This window comes from Streptomyces albidicamelliae (genome assembly GCF_025642175.1).
GTDB lineage: Bacteria > Actinomycetota > Actinomycetes > Streptomycetales > Streptomycetaceae > Streptomyces > Streptomyces albidocamelliae.
In genome coordinates this window covers 4,825,248-4,846,919 of sequence record NZ_CP106795.1, presented here as the reverse complement: position 1 = coordinate 4,846,919, position 21,672 = coordinate 4,825,248, and the positions used below count along the sequence as shown (strand labels likewise).

The window sequence follows — 21,672 nt, the reverse complement described above, 5'->3', positions numbered from 1 at the left end:
CGCCGCTTGACGCGGAGTCGGGAACCGGCGCGCACGAGCGTTCGATCTTGCCCCGTCGAGCGTCAAGAAAGCGTCAAGAGTTAGGTAAGGTAACGAAGTACTTGGATGCGGTGCGCCGCAGCCTCGGGTCGCTGTACGTGCGTCCGCGCGCCCCGCGCGCGGGCCAAGGAAGGGAACCGCCGCTGACTGTCCACCACCTCAACCAGCTGCTGCTCGTCTGCTCCGTCGTCCTGCTCGTCGCCGTCGCGGCCGTCCGGGTCTCCTCCCGCAGCGGGCTCCCCAGCCTGCTCGTCTACCTCGGCATCGGCGTCCTCATGGGCCAGGACGGCGTCGGTGACATCCACTTCAACAGCGCCGAAGTGACCCAGGTCATGGGATACGCGGCCCTGGTCGTGATCCTCGCCGAGGGCGGCCTGGGCACGAAGTGGAAGGAGGTCCGGCCGGTCCTGAAGTCCGCCTCCGTCCTCGCGACGGCGGGCGTCGCGATCAGCGTCGGCGTCACCGCGGCGGGCGCGCACTATCTGGTCGGGCTGGAGTGGCGGCAGGCGCTCATCATCGGCGCGGTGGTGTCGTCCACGGACGCGGCGGCGGTCTTCTCCGTGCTGCGCAGGATCCCCCTCCCCGCGCGCGTGACGGGCACGCTGGAGGCGGAGTCCGGCTTCAACGACGCACCGGTGGTCATCCTGGTCGTCGCCTTCTCCCAGGCCGGCCCGGTCGAGCACTGGTACACCCTGGTCGGCGAGATAGCGCTGGAACTGGTCATCGGGGCGGCGATCGGACTGGCGGTGGGCCTGATCGGGGCCTGGGGCCTGCGGCACGTGGCCCTGCCCGCCTCGGGCCTGTATCCCATCGCCGTGATGGCGATCGCCGTCACCGCGTACGCCGAGGGCGCCCTGGCGCACGGCAGCGGCTTCCTCGCCGTCTACCTGGCCTCGATGGTGCTCGGCAACGCCAAGCTGCCCCACTGGCCGGCCACGCGCGGTTTCGCCGAAGGGCTCGGCTGGATCGCGCAGATCGGCATGTTCGTCGTGCTCGGCCTGCTGGTCACCCCGCACGAGCTGGGCGACGACGTCCTGCCCGCGCTGGTCATCGGGCTGGTCCTGACCATGGTCGCCCGCCCCCTGAGCGTGGTCCTCAGCCTCGCCCCGTTCCGGGTGCCGTGGCAGGAGCAGGTCCTGATGTCGTGGGCGGGCCTGCGCGGCGCCGTGCCCATCATTCTGGCCACCATCCCCATGGTGAACGGGGTCGCCGGCAGCCGCCGGATCTTCAACATCGTCTTCGTCCTGGTCGTCGTCTACACCCTGGTGCAGGGGCCGACGCTGCCCTGGCTGGCCCGCATGCTGCGGCTCGGCGAGAAGGGCGAGGCCTCCGACCTGGGCATCGAGTCGGCACCCCTGGAGCGGCTGCGCGGCCATCTGCTGTCCATCGCGATCCCCACGGGCTCGCGGATGCACGGCGTGGAGGTCGGCGAGCTGCGGCTGCCGCCGGGCGCCGCCGTCACGCTGGTCGTGCGCGAGGAGAAGTCGTTCGTGCCACTGCCCTCCACCGTCCTCAGGCGGGGCGACGAGCTCCTGGTGGTCGCCACCGACCCGGTCCGCGACGCGGCGGAGCGGCGGCTGCGCGCGGTGGCCCACGGCGGCAAGCTGGCGGGCTGGCTGGGCACCGACGGGGCCGACGCGGGGCGGTGAGCCGCGGGCGCGTACCGCACCTACCGGGGCGCGCGAGACGGCGGTGACCCGTGCGAGCTGCGCGGTCGTGCGTTACGGGTGCGTTTCAGGCGATTCACACCCGCGCCAATCACAGGTGAACGGGCGTCGTGGTGCTCGTTTTCACAGGGGCGCAAGGCGGTGATCCCTGTAGTATCAAGGCACCCCTGATCGAACCAACTCTGCCTGATGCAGAGCTGGCGCGACCGTATGGCGGCCGGCACGCCCACCACCGTGGCACCGGTATCTACCGCAGTTCAGCGCAAGAGGACAGCTCTCGGCGCCCCCGCACGGGCGCGCTACCAGGCGGCAGAAAGGCACGGCCGTGGAATCCACGGTCACCACCGAGCCGTCGCGGAACCCGGCGGCACCGTCCCGCCCGGGCTACGGACAGCTGCTGCGCACCCGCGGCGCCTGGACGTTCCTGCTCCCCGGCTTCGCGGCACGCCAGCCGTTCGCCATGCTCACGATCTCGATCGTGCTGCTCGTGCAGCACACCACCGGCTCGTACGGCGCCGCCGGTGCCGCCGCGGCCGCCACCGGTGTCTCCATGGCGCTGTTCGCGCCGTACAGCGGCCGTCTGGCCGACCGCTACGGGCAGCGTGCGGTGCTGATCCCCGGCGTACTCGTGCACACCCTGGCGGGGCTGACGCTCACCGCGCTCGCGCTGGCGCACGCGCCCCTGTGGGCGCTGTTCCTCGCGGCCGTCCCGACCGGCGCCTCCGTGCCGCAGGTCGGCCCGATGGTCCGCGCGCGCTGGGGCGTGAAGCTCCAGGGATCGCCCCTGATGACCACGGCCGCGGCCTTCGAGTCGGTCACCGACGAGCTGACCTTCGTCGTCGGCCCGCTGCTCGCGACCGCCCTGTGCACCGCCGTGACCCCGTCGGCCGGCCTGATCACCGAGGCGGCACTGACCCTCGTCGGCGGCCTGTTGTTCGCGGCGCAGAAGAGCACGCAGCCGGCGGTGGACGCCGCCGCCGGCGGCCACGCGCGCGTGCGGCACGCCTCCGCCCTGCGCGTCCCCGGCGTGCGGGTGCTGATCGTCACCTTCCTCGGCATCGGCTCCGTCTTCGGCGGCATGCAGGTGTCGCTGGCCGCGTTCACCGAGTCGATCGGCGAACCGGGTCTGAACGGCGTCCTGTACGGCGTCTTCGCCGCGGGCAACATGCTGTCCGGCGTCGCCTGCGGCGCGATCGCCTGGAAGGTCGCCCCGCAGCGGCGCCTGGTCGTCGGCTACGCGGCCCTCGCGCTGACCGCGTCCGCCCTGTGGACCGCGCACTCGGTGCTGCTGCTCGCCGCGCTCGGCCTCCTGGTCGGCATGTCCATCGCGCCGTCGCTGATCACCGGCTACACGCTGGTCGACAGCCTGGTCCCGGCCGGCGCCCGGACCGAGGCCTTCACCTGGCTGACCGGTGCGGTCGCGCTCGGCCAGGCCGCCGCCGTCACCGTCGCCGGACAGCTGGAGGACCGGCTGTGGGACGGTGCGGGATTCCTGGTGCCGATGGCCGGCACGGTGCTCGCCCTGGTCACCCTGGTGGCGCTGCGCTCCCTGCTGGCCGGCCCACAGCGGAACCGCACCGTCGCACGTGGCGTCGGTCACCGCGTGCCGGTGACGGTGGACTGATCCCCGGGAATACGTCACTATGGATCGTCGTTAGCACTCATCGAGTGAGAGTGCCAGGAGGAAGACAGTGCCGACGTACCAGTACCAGTGCACCGAGTGCGGCGAGGGCCTCGAGGCGGTGCAGAAGTTCACCGACGACGCCCTGACCGAGTGCCCCAACTGCAGCGGCCGCCTGAAGAAGGTGTTCTCCGCGGTCGGCATCGTCTTCAAGGGCTCCGGCTTCTACCGCAACGATTCGCGCGGCTCCACGTCGAGCAGCAGCCCGGCGTCGAAGACGAGCTCGTCGTCCTCCGACGCTAAGCCGGCCTCCTCGGCGTCCTCGGCGTCGTCGTCCTCGTCCTCGTCGTCGAGCTCCGCCAGCAGCCCGGCCGCCTGAGACCTCCCACCCAGGCCCTGCCGTCCACGACGGCGGGGCCTTCGGTATGCCCGACGCCCGCTGCCGCGCGGTTCGGCGGCCAGCTAGTGTGCTGGTCATGGCGAACGCAGAGATCGGCGTAATCGGCGGCTCGGGCTTCTACTCGTTCCTCGACGACGTGACCGAGGTCGAGGTGGACACCCCCTACGGGCCGCCCAGCGACTCCCTCTTCCTCGGCGAGATCGCCGGCCGGCGGGTCGCCTTCCTGCCCCGGCACGGCCGCGGCCACCACCTGCCGCCGCACCGCATCAACTACCGCGCCAACCTGTGGGCCCTGCGCTCGGTCGGGGTCCGCCAGGTCCTCGGCCCGTGCGCGGTGGGCGGCCTGCGCCCCGAGTACGGACCCGGCACGCTGCTGGTGCCCGACCAGTTCGTCGACCGTACGAAGTCCCGGATGCAGACCTACTTCGACGGACTGCCGCTGCCCGACGGCACCGTGCCGAACGTCGTGCACGTGTCCGTGGCCGACCCCTACTGCCCCACCGGCCGGTCCGCCGCGCTGAAGGCCGCGCGCGGGCGGGACTGGGAGCCCGTGGACGGCGGCACGCTGGTCGTCGTCGAGGGCCCGCGCTTCTCCACCCGCGCCGAGTCGCTGTGGCACCGGGCGCAGGGCTGGTCGGTGGTGGGCATGACCGGCCACCCGGAGGCGGCGCTCGCCCGGGAACTGGAGCTGTGCTACACGTCGCTGACCCTGGTCACCGACCTGGACGCGGGCGCCGAGACCGGCGAGGGCGTCTCCCACGAGGAGGTGCTGCGGGTGTTCGCCGCCAACGTGGACCGGATGCGGGGCGTGCTGTTCGACGCGGTGGCGGCCCTGCCGGAGACCGGCGCGCGTGACTGCCTCTGCGTGAACGCGCTCGGCGGCATGGACCCGGGCTTCGACCTGCCGTAGCCCGGCCGGGCCGACGGGGCCGGCGGGTGGCTCCGGGGGTGCGGGTGCGGTGCCGGCCGGCGATCGCGGATGGGCCCACGGGACACGGGTGCGGTGTGCGCCCGGGGATCGCGGTGGGCCCGGTGGATGCGGGTGCGGTGCGCCCAGCCGTCGCGGGCGGGCCCGGGGGTTGCTGGTGCGGTGGCCCGGCTGGGGGTCGGTGGTGGTGACCCGCTTCGGGCGACGCGAGATCGGTGGGCGGAACTCCTCGTTCGGGTGGGCGGGTTGTCCACAGTCCGTCCGCCGTCCACCGGCTCCGGCGGGATGCGGTGCGGGACCTCATCGTGGTGTCGCAGGCCCATTCCTCGTCGCAGGCGGTGATTCCCGTGTCCGTGCCCGTTTCCTCGTCGTCCCCCGATCCGTCCCCCTTCCTCCCCGGCCACCCGCCGGCCCGTTCCCCCTTCCCGCCGCCCCTCCGTCTCCCGCGCCCCCTGGGCACGGACGCCCCCGCGACCTGTGCGATCCCGCAGTTCGCCCCGGTGCGCGTGCGCGGCGGCCGGTATCAGCTGCAGCGGCTCCTGCGGCACCGCAGGCGGGCCGTCGCCGCCGGTCTCGCGGTGACCGCCGCGGCCCTGGTGGCCGCGGGACCGCGTGCCGCGAGTGAACCGCACCGGGCGGAGCGGCCCCGGGGACATCCGGCCGCGGAGCCGGTACGGCGGCACCCGGCGGCCGGCGTCGTGACCGCGCCGGTGCGGATCGCCGACGCCGCCACGGTCCGGCTCCTGCGCGCCGGTGACCGCGTCGACGTCGTCGCCGCCGAGGACGCCTCGGCCGGTGGCGCGGTCCGGGTGCTCGCGCGGGGTGTGCGGGTGACGAAGGTGCCGGAGCCGCTGGAGGGCACGGCGGAGGGCGGGGCGCTGGTCGTGCTGTCCGTGCCGCGTGCCACGGCGGCGAGGCTGGTCGGCGCGAGTGCCACGGCACGGCTGGCGGTGACGCTGTGCTGAACCGGCTGCTTCGCTTTCTTGGCGGCGGGCCGTCAAGTCACACCATCGGGCAACAGGACTGGACAGGACGGCCGCACCGTGCCGTAGGTTGCGGAGCGTTTCGTTCCACAGCCTGTGCACGCGAGGAGAGTCCCCTAGGTGAGCGCGAAGAAGGAACCGAGCGTCTGGCAGGGCTTCAAGGCCTTCCTGATGCGCGGAAACGTCGTCGATCTGGCAGTCGCGGTGGTCATCGGCGCGGCCTTCACGAACATCGTCAACGCGGTGGTGAAGGGGATCATCAGCCCGCTGGTCGGCGCGGTCGGCACGCAGAACCTCGACCACTACAGCTCGTGCCTGAAGGCCCCGTGCAAAGTGGCCCCCGACGGCACGGTCGAGGGGGTCCAGCTCCTGTGGGGCTCGGTCCTCGGGGCGACTCTCACCTTCGTGATCACCGCGGCGGTCGTGTACTTCCTGATGGTCCTGCCGATGGCCAAGTACCTGGCCCGGCAGGCGGCCCGCAGGGCGGCGCGCGAGGGCACGAAGGAGGTCCTGGAGGTGACCGAGCTGGAGCTGCTCAAGGAGATCCGCGACGCCCTGGTCGCCCAGCGGGGCTCCGGGCACGACGAGCGCTAGCCGGTCCTCCGCGGGCGGCGCGGACGGCCCGGCCGGCGGTGCAAAGGCCCCTTCGGGCGGCGCAAAGGCCTCTGCGGGCGGTTCAGATGTGGTGGGGCGGCTTCTCGTCGAGGAAGCGCTTGAGGTCGGCGGCGCTGTCGCCGGCCGGGCGCTCGCCCCACCCGCGGTCGGTGTCGTCCGAGGACTGCTGGTCCAGCGGGTCGTCGAAGACCAGTGCCGGCCTGGGCTCGCGCTGCTCGGGTTCGGGGGCGGTGCTCATGCCTCAAGGGTACGGCCCCGCCCCTGGCGGGCCGGTGTGCCTCCACGGACTCCCCGGGCGGGGACGGCCCGGTCCCGGGGCGGCCGGGGACAGACTGGGCCCCATGACAGTTGACGCATTGACGGACGTCGCCGGGCTGCGGGTGGGGCACGCCTCCCGCAGCGGCGGCGGCTGGCTCACCGGCACCACGGTCGTCCTCGCCCCGGAGGGCGGTGCCGTCGCCGCGGTGGACGTGCGCGGCGGCGGGCCCGGCACCAAGGAGACGGACGCGCTCGACCCGCGCAACGTGGTGCGGACGGTCGAAGCCGTGGTCCTCACCGGAGGCAGCGCCTACGGCCTCGACGCCGCGTCCGGTGTGATGGCGTGGCTGGAGGAGCGGGGGCGCGGGGTGCCCGTCGGGACCGACCCGGCGCACGTCGTGCCGGTGGTGCCCGCGGCGTGCGTCTTCGATCTGGGGCGCGGTGGCGACTTCCGCGCGAGGCCCGACGCGGCCATGGGCCGTGCGGCGGTGGAGGCCGCGGCGGCGAGTGAGCCGGGCGCCCGGGTGCCCGAGGGAGGCGTGGGCGCCGGGACGGGCGCCGTGGCCGGCGGCCTCAAGGGTGGGGTGGGCACCGCGAGCACGGTGCTCGGCTCCGGGATCACCGTGGCCGCCCTGGTGGTCGCGAACGCCGCGGGGTCGGCGCTGGACCCCGAAACGGGGGTGCTGTACGGGGAGTTGTACCAGGGCCGGGTGGAGTATCCGCCGCAGCGGGTGCACGAGGCCGCGCGCCGGCGGCTCGCGGAGGCGGCCGCGGACAACGCGCCGCCGCCGCTCAACACGACGCTCGCGGTGGTCGCGACCGACGCTGACCTCTCCAAGGCGCAGGCGCAGAAACTCGCCGGCACGGCACACGACGGGATCGCGCGCGCCGTGCGGCCGGTGCACCTGCTGCACGACGGGGACACGGTGTTCGCGCTGGCGACCGGCGCCCGCCCGCTCGACGCACACCCGTTGGCGCTCAACGAGATCCTGGCGGCCGGCGCGGACCTCGTGACGCGCGCGATCGTGCGGGCCGTCCGCGCCGCCGGGTCGGTCGACGGGCCGGGCGGAGTGTGGCCGTCGTACGGGGAGTTGTACGGCACGGCGTAGAGGCATCGCCTAGCGGCACGGCGCAGCGGCACGGGCGGTGCCGGGCGCGGCGGCGGGTCGCCGACGGGTGCGGATTGTCGCGGTTCTGTCACGTGACGGCGTTCAGGAGGCACGGAGGGAACCCCACCGTGCGCCGGGGCCCTCTTTCCCCACGCACTGGAACGGATCACGCACATCACACGAACATGGAGCAGCCCGTGGCAACGCCGGACATTCGAGCGCGGCGCGTACTGGGGGCCTGTGCCGCCCTGGTGGTCGGCGCCCTCACCCTGACCGCCTGCGGAGGCGACGCCAGCGCCGAGAGCAACGACGGCAAGGGCGGCAAGGGTTCCGCCGACACGTCGACGGCGAAGATCGCGATCTCGGCCAAGGACGGTTCGACCGGCGCGTCCATCAACGCGACCGGGGTGAAGGCCAGCGGCGGCAGGCTGACCCAGGTGAAGATGACCGTGGCGGGGTCGGGTCAGGCCGTGCCGGGGTCGATCTCGGCGGACGGCGGCAGCTGGAAGCCGAAGCAGCAGCTGGAGCGCGGGACGAAGTACGAGATAAACGCGACCGCCAAGGACGCCGACGGGCGTACGGCCGCGGCCAACTCCATCTTCACGACCGTCTCGCGGGCGAACAGCTTCATCGGCACCTACACGCCGGACAACGGCGCGACGGTCGGTGCGGGCATGCCGGTGTCGTTCACCTTCGACAGGTCGATCACCGACAGGAAGGCCGTCCAGTCGCACATCACGGTCAGCTCCAGCAGCGGTCAGCAGGTGGCGGGGCACTGGTTCGGGGACCGGCGGCTGGACTTCCGGCCGCAGGACTACTGGAAGGCCGGCTCCAAGGTCACGATGAAGATCGACCTGGACGGGGTGCAGGGGGCGAAGGGCGTCTACGGGGCGCAGAAGAAGACCGTCTCCTTCACCGTGGGCCGGTCGCAGGTCTCCACGGTCGACGTCGGCACGCAGACGATGACGGTGGTGCGGGACGGCAGGACGATCAAGTCGGTGCCGATCTCGGCGGGCAGCGCGGAGCACACCACGTACAACGGCCGGATGGTGATCTCCGAGAAGTTCACGCAGACCCGGATGAACGGCTCGACGGTCGGATTCGGCGGGGAGTACGACATCCCGGACGTGCCGCACGCGATGCGGCTGACGTCGTCGGGCACGTTCATCCACGGCAACTACTGGTACGACAAGGGCAATCCGCCGTTCGGGCGGCAGGGCACCAGCCACGGCTGCGTCGGCCTCGCCGACGTGCAGGGCGCGCAGGGCGACACGACGGCCAAGTGGTTCTTCGACAACTCGCTCGTCGGCGACGTCGTGATCGTGAAGAACTCCCCGGACACGACCGTGGCCCCGGACAACGGCCTCAACGGCTGGAACATGCCCTGGAGCGCCTGGACCGCGGGAAGTGCCGTCTGAGCGGCGGCTTTTGACGGAACTGGGGACCGCGCGGGAACACCTCGCGCGGTCCGCGCGTTTTCCGGGCAGACGTTTTCTCGGTTCGCGGACATGATGTCCGACCGAGGGGCTACGGTATGCACCCACTAGGTGACATGCAGCAACGCCGGGAGATGCCTTGAGCGTTCCGTACGAGACGGCAGCGTACGAACCAGCCGAGTCGCCCGAGTCTCCGGAGGAGCACCTCGCGCGGCTCCTCGGCCGTGCCCTGAACTCCTTCGAGCTGCCCGACGAGGTGATACGGCGGCTTGACTGCGCGCTCGCGCACGACAGTTCGCTGCACTCGGCGCACCACTGCGCGGGGCTGCACCGGGAGACGTACCGGCACACCTGGCTCCTCGCCGACGGCGCGGCCGTCACCCTGTGGGAGCTCGTCCACAACGCGGTGCCGGGCGGCCCCGCGGAGCACGAGGTGTACGCCGACGAGGAGGAGCTGCAGGCGGCCACGGGCCGGCTCGGCCTGCCGGAGGACACCCCGGACTTCGAGCTGCCCGCGCTGATGCGGCTGTGGTCGATCCCCGCGCCCCGGCACGTCTTCGCCTCGCAGGACTCCGCGGACCACGCGCGCCGGCTGCTGCGCCGCGCGGAGAACCCCGACCGGCCGGGCGCGGAGACGGCGGCGCTGCTGGCGACGGCGACCGCCCACGAGATCACGCAGGCGTTCGGCCGCCCCGGGCGGGCCGGCCGCGCGGCACTGAGCTACACGCTCTACGAGCACGCGTTCCTGCTGCCGGGCGGCGACGAGGTGTCCCTGTGGGAGGTCGAGCACACGGCGACCCCCGACGGACGGCACATGTGCGAGGTGTACCTGTCGGAGGACGCGGCGCGCGGCGCCATGGAGAAGCGCGCGGCGCGCCGGGGATAGTCCCGGACCCCGGTGCCGGGTGTCCGTCCGGTCAGCGGCCGCCGAGTTGCCGTACCAGCCCGGCGAAGGCGTCGCGCTCGGCGGCGGTCAGTTCCACCTTCTCCAGGGCGGGGCCGGCCTGCCGCTGCGGCGGGAGGACCGGGAGCCGGACCGTCGGGATCTCCCGGAGGGCCTGCGCACGGAAGCGGCGCAGCAGGCGCAGGACGACGATCGCCCAGGCCACACCGGCCAGGGTGAGGACGACCGCGCCGGTCCACTGGAGAGTCGAGACGTGCTCAGGCATGCGTTCCAGTACACACCACGGTCCGGGACTTTGGCCCCGGACCGTGACGTATCTCGCAGGTGCCGTGAACAACTCACAGCGAACTTAAGGGACAAGGGTGGCGGGGTGATCAGGCCGCCACCGGCTGCTTCGCCCCCGTCGGGGAACCGGCCGCGCCGGCGGGGTCGGTGGCCGCACTCCCCGGGGCCTGCTTGCGCATTCCCTTGAGCAGGATCACCAGGGCCGTGGTGGCGCACACACCGGCCGCGACGGCGACCAGGTAGAGCAGCGGGTTGCCGATCAGCGGCACGACGAACACGCCGCCGTGCGGGGCACGCAGGGTGGACCCGAAGACCATCGAGAGGGCCCCGGTGAGCGCGCCGCCCACCATGGCGGACGGGATGACCCGCAGCGGGTCCGCCGCCGCGAAGGGGATCGCGCCCTCGGAGATGAAGGAGGCGCCCAGCACCCAGGCGGCCTTGCCGTTCTCCCGCTCGGTCCGGGTGAAGAGCCGGCCGCGGACCGTGGTGGCGAGGGCCATCGCCAGCGGCGGGACCATGCCGGCCGCCATCACCGCCGCCATGATCTTCATGGCGGAGTCGCTGGGGTCGGAGACCGCGATACCGGCGGTGGCGAAGGTGTAGGCGACCTTGTTGACCGGACCGCCCAGGTCGAAGCACATCATCAGCCCGAGCAGCGCGCCGAGCAGGACGGCGTTGGCGCCGGTGAGGCTGTTCAGCCAGTCGGTGAGGCCCTTCTGGGCGGTGGCGATGGGCTTGCCGACGACGACGAGCATCAGGAATCCGACGATCGCCGAGGAGATCAGCGGGATCACCACCACCGGCATGATGCCGCGCAACGGCGTCGGGATGTTCACCTTCTGGATCGCCATCACCACGCCGCCGGCGATCAGACCGGCCACCAGTCCGCCGAGGAAGCCTGCGTTGATGTCGAGGGCGATCGCACCGCCGACGAATCCGGGCACGAGACCGGGCCGGTCGGCCATGCCGTAGGCGATGTAGCCGGCCAGGACGGGGACGAGGAACTTGAAGGCCACGCCGCCGATCTGGAAGAGCAGGGCGCCCCAGCTGTCGGTCTGCGTCCAGATGAAGTGGTCCATGACCGACGGTGCCTTGTTGACCTGCCAGCCGCCGATCGCGAAGCCCAGGGCGATGAGCAGGCCGCCCGCGGCGACGAACGGCACCATGTAGCTGACGCCGGACATCAACCACTTGCGGAGCTTGGTGCCGTAGCCCTCGGTGGAGTCGCCCGCCCGGTCGACGGGTGTACCGCCCGCCGCCGCCGGGGCGCTCACCTCGCCGCGCGCCGCCTTCTCGCGGACCTCGGCGATGAGTTCGGCGGGCCGGTTGATGCCGGCCTTCACCCCGACGTCGACGGTGGGCTTGCCCGCGAAGCGGTCCTTGTCGCGTACGGAGACGTCGTGCGCGAAGATCACGCCGTCCGCGCCCGCGATCACCGCCGGGTCCAGCCGGGTGAAGCCGGCGGACCCCTGGGTCTCGACGAACACCTCGACGCCCGCCTCACGGCCCGCGTTCTCCAGGGACTCGGCCGCCATGTAGGTGTGGGCGATGCCGGTCGGGCAGGAGGTGACGGCGATCAGACGGAAGGGGCGCTCTCCGGCGGCGGCGCCGGAGTCCGCGTCCGCGGGGGCCGCCGGGGCCGGGACGGAGGCGTCCGGTGCGGGCGCCGTACTGCCCGCCGCGGCGCCGGCGGAGGCCGCCACCGGCGTCGCGGCGGTGTCCTGGGGGTGCCGCTCGCGGCGTCGGCGCCCGGTTCGGCACCGGCGCTCGCGGTGTCCCGCGCGCTCTCCGCCGGTGCCGGCTCCTCGCCGCGGATGAGTGCCGCCGTGGTGGCCGTGTCGTCCGCCGCCCGCAGCGCGGAGGTGAAGTCGGCGTTCATCAGCTGGCGGGCCAGGGAGGAGAGGATCGTCAGGTGGGCGTCGTCGGCGCCCGCGGGAGCCGCGATCAGGAAGATCAGGTCGGCCGGTCCGTCCGCGGCGCCGAAGTCGACGCCGGCGCGGCTGCGCCCGAAGGCGAGGGTCGGCTCGGTGACATGGGTGCTGCGGCAGTGCGGGATGCCGATGCCGCCGTCGAGGCCGGTCGGCATCTGGGCCTCGCGGGCGGCGACGTCGGCGAGGAAGCCCTCCAGGTCGGTCACCCGGCCCTGGGCCACCATGCGCTCGGCGAGAGCGCGCGCCGCCGCTTCCTTGGTGTCGGCGGACAGGTCGAGGTCGACCAGGTCCGCGGTGATCATGTCGCTCATCGCGGGCTCCTATGCGCGCGTATCGCCCGGGGGAGAGGTGGGCGGCGGGAGGGGGACGGGGGTGCGGTGCGGGGAGGCGGTGGGTGCGGCCGGCGTGGTGGGTGACGGGGAGCCCCGCCACGGCCGGTGGAGCGGGATCGCGGGACGGCGGAACCTGGCCGTACGCCCGGTTGCCCGGGCCGGGTCGACGCGGCGGCGGGCCGGGGCGTTCATGACGCCGGCTCCGTCAGTTCGCGGTCGAGCGGGATCTCCGCGGTGACCGTCACCGCGGCCGGATCGAGGTCGGCGGGGGTCGGCATCACGCTGCCGGGGAGCTGGACCGCGGCCGCGCCGTGGGCGACGGCGGAGGCGAGGGCCTCCGGGCCGGTGCCGCCCGCGACGAGGAAGCCGGCGAGGGAGGAGTCGCCCGCGCCCACGTTGCTGCGGACGGTGGTCACGCGGGCGCGGCCGAACCAGGCACCGGTCTCCTCCACGAGGAGCTGGCCGTCGGCGCCGAGACTCGCGAGCACGGCGCCCGCGCCCAGCGTCCGCAGTTCCTCGGCCGCCTTGAGCGCGTCGCCCACGGTCGCCAGGGGGCGTCCCACGGCCCGCGCCAGCTCCTCGGCGTTGGGCTTGACCACGTCGGGCCGGGCGCGCAGCGCCTCCAGCAGCGCCCGCCCCGAGGTGTCCAGGGCGATGCGCGCGCCTCCGGCGTGCGCCCGCATGACCACGTCGGCGTACCAGGAGGGTGCGAGGCCGCCGGGCAGGCTGCCGCAGCAGGCGATCCAGTCGGCGTCGCGCGACTGCGCGCGCACCGTCTCCAGGAGCAGTTCCTGCTCGGCCGCCGACAGGTCGGGCCCGGGTGCGTTGATCTTCGTCAGCACCCCGTCGGACTCCGCGAGCGCGATGTTGGAGCGGGTGGCTCCGGCGATCGGGACCGGCGCGACCTCGATGCCCTGGGCGTCGAGGAGTTCGGCGACGAGCGCGCCCGGCGCACCGCCCAGCGGGAGGACGGCGAGCGTGCGCCATCCGGCGGCCGCGACGGCCCGCGAGACGTTGACGCCCTTGCCGCCGGGGTCCGTGCGCTCGGTCTCGGCGCGGATGACCTCGCCGCGCTTCAGCGCGAGGACCTCGTAGCTGCGGTCGAGGGACGGGTTGGGGGTGACGGTGAGGATCATGCGCGCACCACTTCCGTGCCGCCGCGCTCGATGACGGCGGCGTCTTCGGGGCTCAGCCCGCTGTCGGTGATCAGGAGGTCCACGTCGCTCAGGTCGCCGAAGCGGGCGAAGTGCTCCTGGCCGTGTTTGGTGGAGTCGGCGAGCAGGACGACCCGGCGGGCGGCGGCCACCGCTGCCCGCTTGACCGCGGCCTCGGCGAGGTCGGGGGTGGTCAGACCGTGCTCGGCGGAGAAGCCGTTGGCGGCGACGAACAGGACGTCGGCGCGGATCTCGCCGTAGGCGCGCAGCGCCCAGGCGTCCACGGCGGCGCGTGTGCGGTGCCGGACGCGCCCTCCGACCAGGTGGAGCTGGATGCCCGGGTGGTCGGCGAGGCGGGCCGCGATGGGCAGGCTGTGGGTGACGACGGTGAGGGCCGACTCCAGCGGGATGGCGGCGGCGACCCGGGCGACCGTCGTACCGGCGTCGAGGATCGTCGTGCCCTCGGCCGGCAGTTCGGCCAGGGCCGCCTTGGCGATGCGGTCCTTCTCGTCGGCGGCGGTGGACTCGCGCTCGGTGAGGTCGGGCTCGAAGTCCAGGCGGCCGACCGGGATGGCGCCGCCGTGCACGCGGCGGACCAGGCCGGCCCGGTCGAGGGCCTTCAGGTCGCGGCGGATCGTCTCCGCCGTGACCTGGAACTCCTCGGCCAGCGACAGCACGTCCACCCGGCCGCCGTCACGGGCGATCCGGAGGATCTCCTGCTGCCGTTCCGGTGCGTACATGTCCGCTCGCCTCCGCCTGGGTGTCCGACCCGTTCCGACTCATGCCCGAACGTGTGGTTTCCCAAGCGAGGCTACGCCCGCGTATGCGGAAAGTAAACAGGTTCGGGCGACAATCGGGCATGAACGGACTTCCGGAGGTCTCCGGTGCGGCTCGGGGGCACGGAAGAGCCCGGCACCTGCTCGGTGCCGGGCTCTCGGGTCCGCTCGCCTTCCTCGGCCGCGTCCGGTCAGGACACCAGCTCGGGCTCCTTCGCCGGCTCCGTCGACTCCGCCGCGGCGCCCTCGACGTGTACTGCCGGCCGCTTCGGCAGGGCGGACATCAGCAGGAAGATCACGCCCATGATCCCGGCGACCCACCACAGCGCGTGCTGGAAGGCGTGCACGAAGGCGGGGCCGACCTGGACGAGGGTCAGCCGGTCGCCGATCTCCCCGAAGAAGACCACCGAGACGAGGCCCAGCCCCAGCGCGTTGCCCATCTGCTGCACGGTGTTGGTCAACCCCGACGCGGAACCGGCGTGCTCGCGCGGCACCTCGGAGAGCACCGCGTCGGTCAGCGGGGCGACGATCAGCCCCATGCCGGCGCCCATCACGACCAGCGGGAGGGCCATCTGCCAGGAGGCGATGGAGAGGCCGTACCGGTTCGCCTCCCACAGGTAGAGCAGCACGCCCGCGCCCATGATCAGCGCACCCGCCTGGAGCACCTTGCGGCCGAACCGCGGGACCAGCTTCTGCACGGACATGCCCGCCGCCGTGGACACCGCGAGCGAGAACGGCACCCCGGTCAGCCCGGCCCGCAGCGGGGTCCAGCCGAGACCGATCTGCATGTACAGGGTCCAGACCAGGAAGAAGATGCCGAGGGCCACACCGAAGACGGTCTGTACGGCGATGCCGGCGGCGAAGCTCTTCACCCGGAACAGGGACAGCTCGACCAGCGGGGAGCCGTCCCGGGCGGCCTTGCGCCGCTCGTACGCCACCAGCGCGGCGAAGACGCCGAACGCGCCCGCCATCGACACATGGCCCCACAGCGGCCAGCCCAGTTCGCGGCCGCGGGTGAGCGGGTAGAGCAGCATCAGCAGGCCCAGCGTGACCAGGGCGACGCCGACGAGGTCCAGCTTGAGTGCCTTCGGGGCGCGGGACTCGGTGATGAAGCGGCGGCCGAGCAGCCAGGCGGCGACGCCGACCGGCAGGTTGATGAGGAAGATGGGCCGCCACTCCAGGCCGAACAGGTTCCACTCCGTCAGCAGCGCGCCGAGCAGCGGGCCGGAGACCGCGCCCAGACCGACGATCGCGCCGAACAGGCCGAAGACCTTGCCGCGTTCGTGGGCCGGGAAGGTGGCGTGCACGATCGACAGCACCTGCGGCACCATCATCGCCGCCATGCCGCCCTGCAGGAGGCGCGAGGCGACCAGCATCTCCGGGTTCGCGGCGAAGCCGCACAGCGCGGAGGCGAGGGTGAAGCCGCCGATGCCGATCAGGAACACCCGCCTGCGGCCGTGGATGTCGCCCAGCCGGCCACCGGTGATCAGGCCGGCGGCGAAGGCGAGGGCGTAGCCGGCGGTTATCCACTGGATCTGGCTGACCGAGGCGTGGGCGGTGCGCTCGATCGACGGGATGGCGATGTTGACGATCGTGACGTCGACCAGGTCCATGAAGGCGGCGGTCATGACGATCGCGAGCGCGAACCAGCGCGTTCGGTCGGTTGCGGCGGGGTGCGCCGTGGGTGCGGACACGGCGGCCGCGCCGTCCGTCCGTCGCGGCTCGTCGCGCAGTTTTCCGCGCCCCTTCAGGGTCGTGCGGTCGTTGTCGGTCATGAGAAGAAGGTAGAACCCGATTAGGTCAGATCGTGTCCTAGTTCTCCGGCATTCTGAGGGGCATGACGACGGACACACCGGCACGGCTGCTCCAGCTCCTCTCGCTGCTCCAGACGCCCCGCGAGTGGCCGGGCGGGGAGCTGGCCGACCGGCTCGGGGTGTCCCGGCGCACCGTGCGGCGGGACGTCGACCGGCTGCGGGAGCTGGGCTATCCGGTGCAGGCCTCGAAGGGCGCGGACGGCGGGTACCGACTGGTCGCGGGCAAGGCGATGCCGCCGCTGGCACTGGACGACGAGGAGGCGGTGGCGATCGCCGTCGGGCTGCGGGCCGGCGCCGGGCACGCACTGGAGGGCGTGGACGAGGCGTCGGTACGGGCCCTGGCGAAGCTGGAGCAGGTGCTGCCCGCCAGGCTGCGGCACCGGGTGGCCACGCTGCAGGCCGCCACGACGGCACTGACCAGCGGGGACGGGCCGAGTATCGCCCCCGAGACGCTGACGGTGATGGCCTCGACGGTGGCCGGGCGGGAGAGGCTGCGGTTCGCCTACCGCGACAAGGACGGCAGCGAGTCGCGGCGGCTGACCGAGCCGCACCGGCTGGTGTCGACCGGACGGCGGTGGTACCTGGTCGCCTACGACCTCGACCGCGCGGACTGGCGCACCTTCCGGGTGGACCGGGTGAGCGCGCCCTTTCCGACCGGAGTCCGGTTCCCGCCACGGGAGTTGCCGACCGGCAACGCGGCCGAGTATCTGCGCCGGTCCATCCACCGGCGGCAGGAGACGTACGAGTTCGCGGTGCGGTTCGCCGCCCCGGCCGAGCGGATGGCCACGCGGCTGCCGGCCTGGGTGGGTGCGCCGGAGGACGACGGGCACGGCGGGTGCCTCCTGCGCGGCGCCACCGGCGATCCCATGGAGTGGCTGGCGGTACGGCTGGTGATGGCGGGCTGCGAGTTCACCGTGCTCGAACCCGCCGAACTGATCTCGTGTGTGAAGGAGTTGGGCGGCCGCCTGACCCGCGCGGGAGGCTGACCCCCGGGCCGTCCGGCTCCCCTGGGGCACCCGACTCCCGCCCGGTGACAGGGCGGCCGGTCCGCGGACGCCGAGTCGTCCCGCAGGGCCCACCCCGGACCACCTCCGCAGGCGCCGGCGGCAGCGGTGGGCACCGCGCGGTGCGGTCGGCCGCCGCCCCGGGAGGCGCGGCTAGCCCTCCGCTGTCCAGTCGAAGTCGCGCAGCGCCCGCAGGTTGCGCAGTGCCAGGGCCGCGGGACCTTCGGGGCCGGTGGGCCGGGCCCCCGTGGCGGCCCAGGACTCCACGGCCACCCGGACGGCGGCTCCGGCCACGGCAGCGGCGAAACGGAGGCCGGGGGTGAGCGGGGCGGGGCCGGACGGCGGGGAGCCGTCGGCAACGTTGTCGTCGGCCGGCCTCTCCTCGCCCGGCTCGGCGTTCCCGGCGTTCTCGCCACTCTCGCCACCCGCGTCACCCGCCGGGCCGGTCCGTGCCGCGAAGATCTCCGCCAGCGTCGTCTCCGACGCCTGGCACACCTCCGCCCACACCTTGCGCAGGGCGGGGCTCGTGTCGGCCAGGCGGATCAGGGTGCGGGCCCACTCCCAGGACGCCGGGGAGACACCGGCTCCCGGGGTGAAGGTCTCGCGGACGGCGTGTTCCAGTGCCTCGGGGACGCCGAGGTGGGCCGGGGCCGCGTGGACCGCTTCCGCCCAGCGTCGGGCACCCTCGGCGTAGAGGGGGGCGACCGACTCCTCCTTGGTGGCGAAATAGCGGTAGAAGGTCCGCGGGGCGATGCCCGCCGCGTGGGCGATGTCCTCCGCGCGGGTGGCCCGCAGGCCCTGGTGGACGAAGAGGCGGGCCGCCGCCCGGGCGATCTCCATCCGGGTCTCGGCCTTGCGCCGCTCGGTCAGGGAGAGCGGCGCGGAGGCGGAAAACGGCTGGTGGGCGGTGTTGCGGGTGGTGCTCATCCCGGCAGGCTATGCCCATGTGACAGAATCTGCCATCCAGCGGTCCACCCCGGGGTTCAGGTACGGGGTGGGCCGCCGTTTCCCTGCGTTCCCCCACCGTACGAGGGTGCCGCGGAGGCCGCCTGACGAGGACGGATGCCCACCGGCGGCGGGCCCGCACCCGGGATGGCGGCGAATGCCCGTCCCACAGATCCCCACCTCGCCCTGCCCGGGCACGAAGAGAGCCGGGCCCCGGCGCCCGGGGGGGGGATGGGCGCCGAAGCCCGGCTGGGAAGATCCCGGCGCCGGGGGGGATAGCGTCGGGACCTGGCTCATGTGGTGTCGGCCGGTGGTGCGGTGCCGTGTGCGGTGTCGCGCTCGGGCGGACCGGACCGCGAAGGTCCGGGCGTCCGCCAGGCTCGGCCGGTGGGGCCGGCCGGTGGGGTGGGGGTGGGCCGTGCGGGTGCGTGACGTGGTGCGCTGGGGAGTGCGGTCGCGGTTCCCGGGGCCTCGATCCCGGGCCCGGAAGGGTTTTTCCCTCGGGCCCCGGAGTTGAAGCGACGGGACGACGTCGTGTTTGCGCCGTCTTTCACCACCGGGCGTGCGCGTGGCGAGGGGCGAGCATCACGCACGCCGGTCTCACCACCGTCCCGGAACCGGGCCCACTCCTCCGCGCCGTCAGGCAGCCGCGTCGAAGCCGGTGTCGCGGGCCAGCTTCTTCAGTTCGAGCAGGGCGTGCTTCTCGATCTGGCGAATGCGCTCGCGGGTCAGGCCGTGCTCCTTGCCGACCTCGGTCAGGGTGCGCTCGCGGCCGTCGTCGATGCCGTACCGCATCTTGATGATCGAGGCCGTGCGCTGGTCCAGGCGGCCGATCAGGTCGTCCAGTTCCTCACTGCGCAGCAGGGTCAGGACCGACTGCTCCGGGGAGACCGCGGAGGTGTCCTCCAGCAGGTCGCCGAACTGGGTCTCGCCCTCGTCGTCCACCGACATGTTCAGCGAGACCGGGTCACGGGCCCAGTCGAGGACGTCGGTGACGCGCTCCGGCGTGGAGCCGAGCTCCGTGGCGATCTCCGCAGGCTCCGGGTCGCGGCCGTTCTCGCGGTTGAACTCGCGCTGGACGCGGCGGATTCGGCCCAGCTCCTCCACCAGGTGGACGGGGAGCCGGATCGTGCGGGACTGGTCGGCGATGGAGCGGGTGATGGCCTGACGGATCCACCAGGTCGCGTACGTCGAGAACTTGAAGCCCTTGCGGTAGTCGAACTTCTCCACGGCGCGCACCAGGCCGGCGTTGCCCTCCTGGATCAGGTCGAGCAGGGGCAGGCCGCTGCGCGGGTAGCGCCGGGCCACCGCGACGACCAGGCGGAGGTTGGAGCGGATGAAGACGTCCTTGGCCCGGTCACCGGCGGCGACGAGCGCCTCCAGTTCCTCGCGGCTGGCGTCCGACGCGCTCTCCTCGAAGCCGTCGAGGACCTGCCGCGCGAACACACCCGCCTCGATGGTCTGCGACAGCTCGACTTCCTTCGCGGCGTCGAGCAGCGGTGTGCGCGCGATCTCGTCGAGGTACATGCCGACCAGGTCGCGGTCGGCGATCTCGCCGCCATGGGCGCGAACACTGCTTGCCGAGTCGACCGTCTCGCCGGTGGCGGACTGACGACGGGCGACGGCACGGGTTGCCATGCGTGCTCCCTTGCGATGGTGGGCTGGCGGGTGGTCGTGAACGCCGGGCACTCCGGGGGTGTCTCCGGGACTCTTTCCGAGTGCCCTGCATCCGAGGGGAACAACGACTGGAATCAGGACAGAATTCCCAACCCGCACCCCGAATTTTCTGATCATGCAGTACCCTGTCGGCCACCTGGCGCGCAGGATGGCGTCGTCACGCACAGAGGTGCAGGTCAGAGCCTGGACCGAGGAACACCTCCGCACCCTCCCGACCCTCTGCCACCACCGCGCGCGTGAGACGGCCGTCACATTCCGACACGGCTGGTCCTCACTGCGGGAGAGCGTCGCCTTCGACCGCCCTCCCACCCCGGAAGACGGCCCGCGTCGGCCGTTGGTTGCCACGGACGCGCGCTCACAGGAGATTCATGGCCCGCGGCCCCCTCCCGGTCAGCCGAACTGCACGGACCGCTTCGCCATTCCCATCCAGAAGCCGTCGATCACGGACTTCTGCGCGTCGAGCTCGCCGCCCGCCTCGGCGGCGCCCATGGTGACGAACAGCGGGGCGAAGTGTTCGGTGCGCGGGTGGGCGTACCGGCCGGCCGGGGCCTTGTCCAGGAAGTCGAGCAGGGCGTCCCAGTCGCGGGCCTCCAGGGCGCGCCGGCCCCAGTCGTCGAACTCGGAGGACCAGCTCGGGACACCGCCGGCGTGCCGGAGCGCGGCGAGGTTGTGGGTGAAGAAGCCGGAGCCGACGATGAGGACGCCCTCGTCGCGCAGCGGGGCGAGCCTGCGACCGATGTCCATCAGGCGGACCGGGTCGAGGGTGGGCAGCGAGACCTGCAGGACGGGGATGTCGGCGGCCGGGAACATCTCGACCAGGGGGACGTAGGCGCCGTGGTCGAGGCCGCGGTCGGGGATGTCCTGGACGGGGGTGCCGGGGGCGCGCAGCAGCTTGCGGACGGACTCGGCGAGCGCGGGGGCGCCGGGGGCGGCGTACCGGACCCGGTAGTAGTGCTCGGGGAAGCCCCAGAAGTCGTACACGAGCGGGACGGTCTCCACCGCGCCGAGCGCGAGCGGGGCCTCCTCCCAGTGGGCGGAGACCATCAGGATCGCCTTCGGCCGGGGCAGTCCGGCGGACCAGGCGGCGAGCTGGCCGGGCCAGACCGGGTCGTCCGCGAGGGGCGGGGCGCCATGGCTGAGGTACAGGGCGGGCATGCGCTCCTGGGCGGTGACGGACATGGTCGCGGCTCCCAACATCCTGTTGCTTTAACTCTCAAGCTTTCTATTCCAGAATACGACCAACTTGTTCAAGTTTCAAGGAGCTGCCTCGTACAGTGGGACCCATGAACACGGCACCGGACTCCGCGGCGGGGCACCGCTGGCTCACCGACGAGGAACAGCGCGTGTGGCGCGCCTACCTGCACGCCTCCACCCTGCTGGAAGACCACCTCGACCGGCAGTTGCAGCGTGACGCGGGCATGCCGCACATCTACTACGGCCTGCTCGTCGGCCTCGCCGAGGCACCGCGCCGCCGGCTGCGGATGACCGAGCTGGCGATGCAGGCGAAGATCACCCGCTCCCGGCTGTCGCACGCCGTCGCCCGGCTCGAGAAGAACGGCTGGGTGCGCCGCGAGGACTGCCCCTCCGACAAGCGCGGCCAGTTCGCGGTGCTCACCGACGAGGGTGTCGAGGTGCTGCGGCGCACCGCGCCGGGCCATGTGACCGCCGTACGGCAGGCGCTGTTCGACCGGCTCACGCCCGCACAGCAGAAGGCCCTCGGCGAGATCATGGAGATCGTCGCCGAGGGCCTCCAGCCCAACGAAGCGGGTGCGGACCTGCCCTGGCTCCGCTAGC

At 73.1% G+C, this 21,672-nt stretch carries 20 protein-coding genes and 1 pseudogene; 11 read left to right on the top strand and 10 right to left on the bottom strand.

Annotated features, from left to right (window positions below):
• Positions 1-101 precede the first annotated feature (101 nt).
• The 6 genes from N8I86_RS22365 (at position 102) to mscL (ending at position 6,232) form a co-directional block, all read left to right on the top strand.
• Positions 102-1,688: a potassium/proton antiporter gene (locus N8I86_RS22365; RefSeq protein WP_404830826.1), complete on the top strand. Its 1,587-nt coding sequence runs from the start codon at positions 102-104 to the stop codon at positions 1,686-1,688.
• Between the two features lie 343 nt (positions 1,689-2,031).
• Positions 2,032-3,330, top strand: a complete 1,299-nt coding sequence (locus N8I86_RS22360; protein ID WP_263278547.1) for an MFS transporter — start codon at positions 2,032-2,034, stop codon at positions 3,328-3,330.
• Between the two features lie 67 nt (positions 3,331-3,397).
• A complete protein-coding gene (locus tag N8I86_RS22355; protein WP_263278546.1) occupies positions 3,398-3,706 on the top strand; it encodes an FmdB family zinc ribbon protein in 309 nt (102 codons plus the stop codon).
• Between the two features lie 97 nt (positions 3,707-3,803).
• The gene (locus N8I86_RS22350; protein ID WP_263278545.1) at positions 3,804-4,637 is read left to right on the top strand and encodes an S-methyl-5'-thioadenosine phosphorylase; all 834 of its coding nucleotides are present in this window, start codon (positions 3,804-3,806) and stop codon (positions 4,635-4,637) included.
• A gap of 365 nt (positions 4,638-5,002) precedes the next feature.
• A complete protein-coding gene (locus N8I86_RS22345; protein ID WP_385323551.1) occupies positions 5,003-5,620 on the top strand; it encodes a CpaB family protein in 618 nt (205 codons plus the stop codon).
• A 138-nt stretch (positions 5,621-5,758) separates the two neighbouring features.
• Positions 5,759-6,232, top strand: a complete 474-nt coding sequence (mscL, locus tag N8I86_RS22340; protein ID WP_123437037.1) for a large conductance mechanosensitive channel protein MscL — start codon at positions 5,759-5,761, stop codon at positions 6,230-6,232.
• 82 nt (positions 6,233-6,314) lie between these two features.
• On the opposite strand, the gene N8I86_RS22335 is transcribed toward mscL, so the two are convergent.
• Positions 6,315-6,491, bottom strand: coding sequence for a hypothetical protein (locus N8I86_RS22335; protein WP_107423580.1), 177 nt, complete (start codon positions 6,489-6,491; stop codon positions 6,315-6,317).
• Between the two features lie 103 nt (positions 6,492-6,594).
• Here N8I86_RS22335 and N8I86_RS22330 point away from each other — a divergent pair, with 103 nt between their 5' ends.
• The 3 genes from N8I86_RS22330 to N8I86_RS22320 all read left to right on the top strand — a co-directional run bounded on the left by N8I86_RS22330 (position 6,595) and on the right by N8I86_RS22320 (position 9,942).
• On the top strand, positions 6,595-7,620 hold the full coding sequence (locus tag N8I86_RS22330; RefSeq protein ID WP_263278544.1) for a P1 family peptidase: 1,026 nt from the start codon (positions 6,595-6,597) through the stop codon (positions 7,618-7,620).
• Between the two features lie 197 nt (positions 7,621-7,817).
• On the top strand, positions 7,818-9,038 hold the full coding sequence (locus N8I86_RS22325) for a L,D-transpeptidase (RefSeq protein WP_263278543.1): 1,221 nt from the start codon (positions 7,818-7,820) through the stop codon (positions 9,036-9,038).
• Between the two features lie 157 nt (positions 9,039-9,195).
• The gene (locus N8I86_RS22320) at positions 9,196-9,942 is read left to right on the top strand and encodes a DUF6227 family protein (protein WP_263278542.1); all 747 of its coding nucleotides are present in this window, start codon (positions 9,196-9,198) and stop codon (positions 9,940-9,942) included.
• A 31-nt stretch (positions 9,943-9,973) separates the two neighbouring features.
• On the opposite strand, the gene N8I86_RS22315 is transcribed toward N8I86_RS22320, so the two are convergent.
• The 6 genes and pseudogenes from N8I86_RS22315 to N8I86_RS22295 all read right to left on the bottom strand — a co-directional run bounded on the left by N8I86_RS22315 (position 9,974) and on the right by N8I86_RS22295 (position 16,066).
• Entirely contained in the window at positions 9,974-10,225 is a 252-nt protein-coding gene (locus N8I86_RS22315) for a hypothetical protein (protein ID WP_093475581.1), read from the bottom strand.
• A gap of 109 nt (positions 10,226-10,334) precedes the next feature.
• Entirely contained in the window at positions 10,335-11,948 is a 1,614-nt protein-coding gene (locus tag N8I86_RS22310; RefSeq protein ID WP_404830825.1) for a PTS fructose transporter subunit IIC, read from the bottom strand.
• 89 nt (positions 11,949-12,037) lie between these two features.
• Positions 12,038-12,487, bottom strand: a pseudogene (locus tag N8I86_RS39405) (PTS sugar transporter subunit IIA); the annotation flags it as partial.
• A 209-nt stretch (positions 12,488-12,696) separates the two neighbouring features.
• Complete coding sequence (gene pfkB, locus N8I86_RS22305; RefSeq protein ID WP_073888439.1) at positions 12,697-13,644, bottom strand: 1-phosphofructokinase; 948 nt, start codon at positions 13,642-13,644, stop codon at positions 12,697-12,699.
• Positions 13,641-14,402: a DeoR/GlpR family DNA-binding transcription regulator gene (locus N8I86_RS22300; RefSeq protein ID WP_073888438.1), complete on the bottom strand. Its 762-nt coding sequence runs from the start codon at positions 14,400-14,402 to the stop codon at positions 13,641-13,643. The genes pfkB and N8I86_RS22300 overlap by 4 nt, the downstream gene beginning before the upstream one ends.
• A gap of 227 nt (positions 14,403-14,629) precedes the next feature.
• Positions 14,630-16,066, bottom strand: a complete 1,437-nt coding sequence (locus N8I86_RS22295) for an MFS transporter (protein WP_317633652.1) — start codon at positions 16,064-16,066, stop codon at positions 14,630-14,632.
• Between the two features lie 209 nt (positions 16,067-16,275).
• On the opposite strand from N8I86_RS22295, the gene N8I86_RS22290 reads away from it, so the two are divergent.
• Positions 16,276-17,238 carry a helix-turn-helix transcriptional regulator gene (locus N8I86_RS22290; RefSeq protein WP_263278540.1) on the top strand — a complete coding sequence of 321 codons (963 nt, stop codon included), beginning with the start codon at positions 16,276-16,278 and terminating at the stop codon, positions 17,236-17,238.
• A gap of 171 nt (positions 17,239-17,409) precedes the next feature.
• Here N8I86_RS22290 and N8I86_RS22285 read toward each other — a convergent pair whose 3' ends face one another.
• The 3 genes from N8I86_RS22285 to N8I86_RS22275 all read right to left on the bottom strand — a co-directional run bounded on the left by N8I86_RS22285 (position 17,410) and on the right by N8I86_RS22275 (position 21,057).
• Positions 17,410-18,096 (bottom strand): TetR/AcrR family transcriptional regulator, encoded by a 687-nt coding sequence (locus N8I86_RS22285; RefSeq protein ID WP_263280138.1) that lies wholly within the window; start codon positions 18,094-18,096, stop codon positions 17,410-17,412.
• A 744-nt stretch (positions 18,097-18,840) separates the two neighbouring features.
• Positions 18,841-19,839: a sigma-70 family RNA polymerase sigma factor gene (locus N8I86_RS22280; RefSeq protein ID WP_073888432.1), complete on the bottom strand. Its 999-nt coding sequence runs from the start codon at positions 19,837-19,839 to the stop codon at positions 18,841-18,843.
• Between the two features lie 429 nt (positions 19,840-20,268).
• The gene (locus N8I86_RS22275; RefSeq protein WP_073888430.1) at positions 20,269-21,057 is read right to left on the bottom strand and encodes a dioxygenase family protein; all 789 of its coding nucleotides are present in this window, start codon (positions 21,055-21,057) and stop codon (positions 20,269-20,271) included.
• A gap of 104 nt (positions 21,058-21,161) precedes the next feature.
• Between N8I86_RS22275 and N8I86_RS22270 the strand changes: the two genes are divergently transcribed.
• Complete coding sequence (locus tag N8I86_RS22270) at positions 21,162-21,671, top strand: MarR family winged helix-turn-helix transcriptional regulator (RefSeq protein ID WP_073888428.1); 510 nt, start codon at positions 21,162-21,164, stop codon at positions 21,669-21,671.
• The last annotated feature ends 1 nt before the right edge of the window (position 21,672 follow it).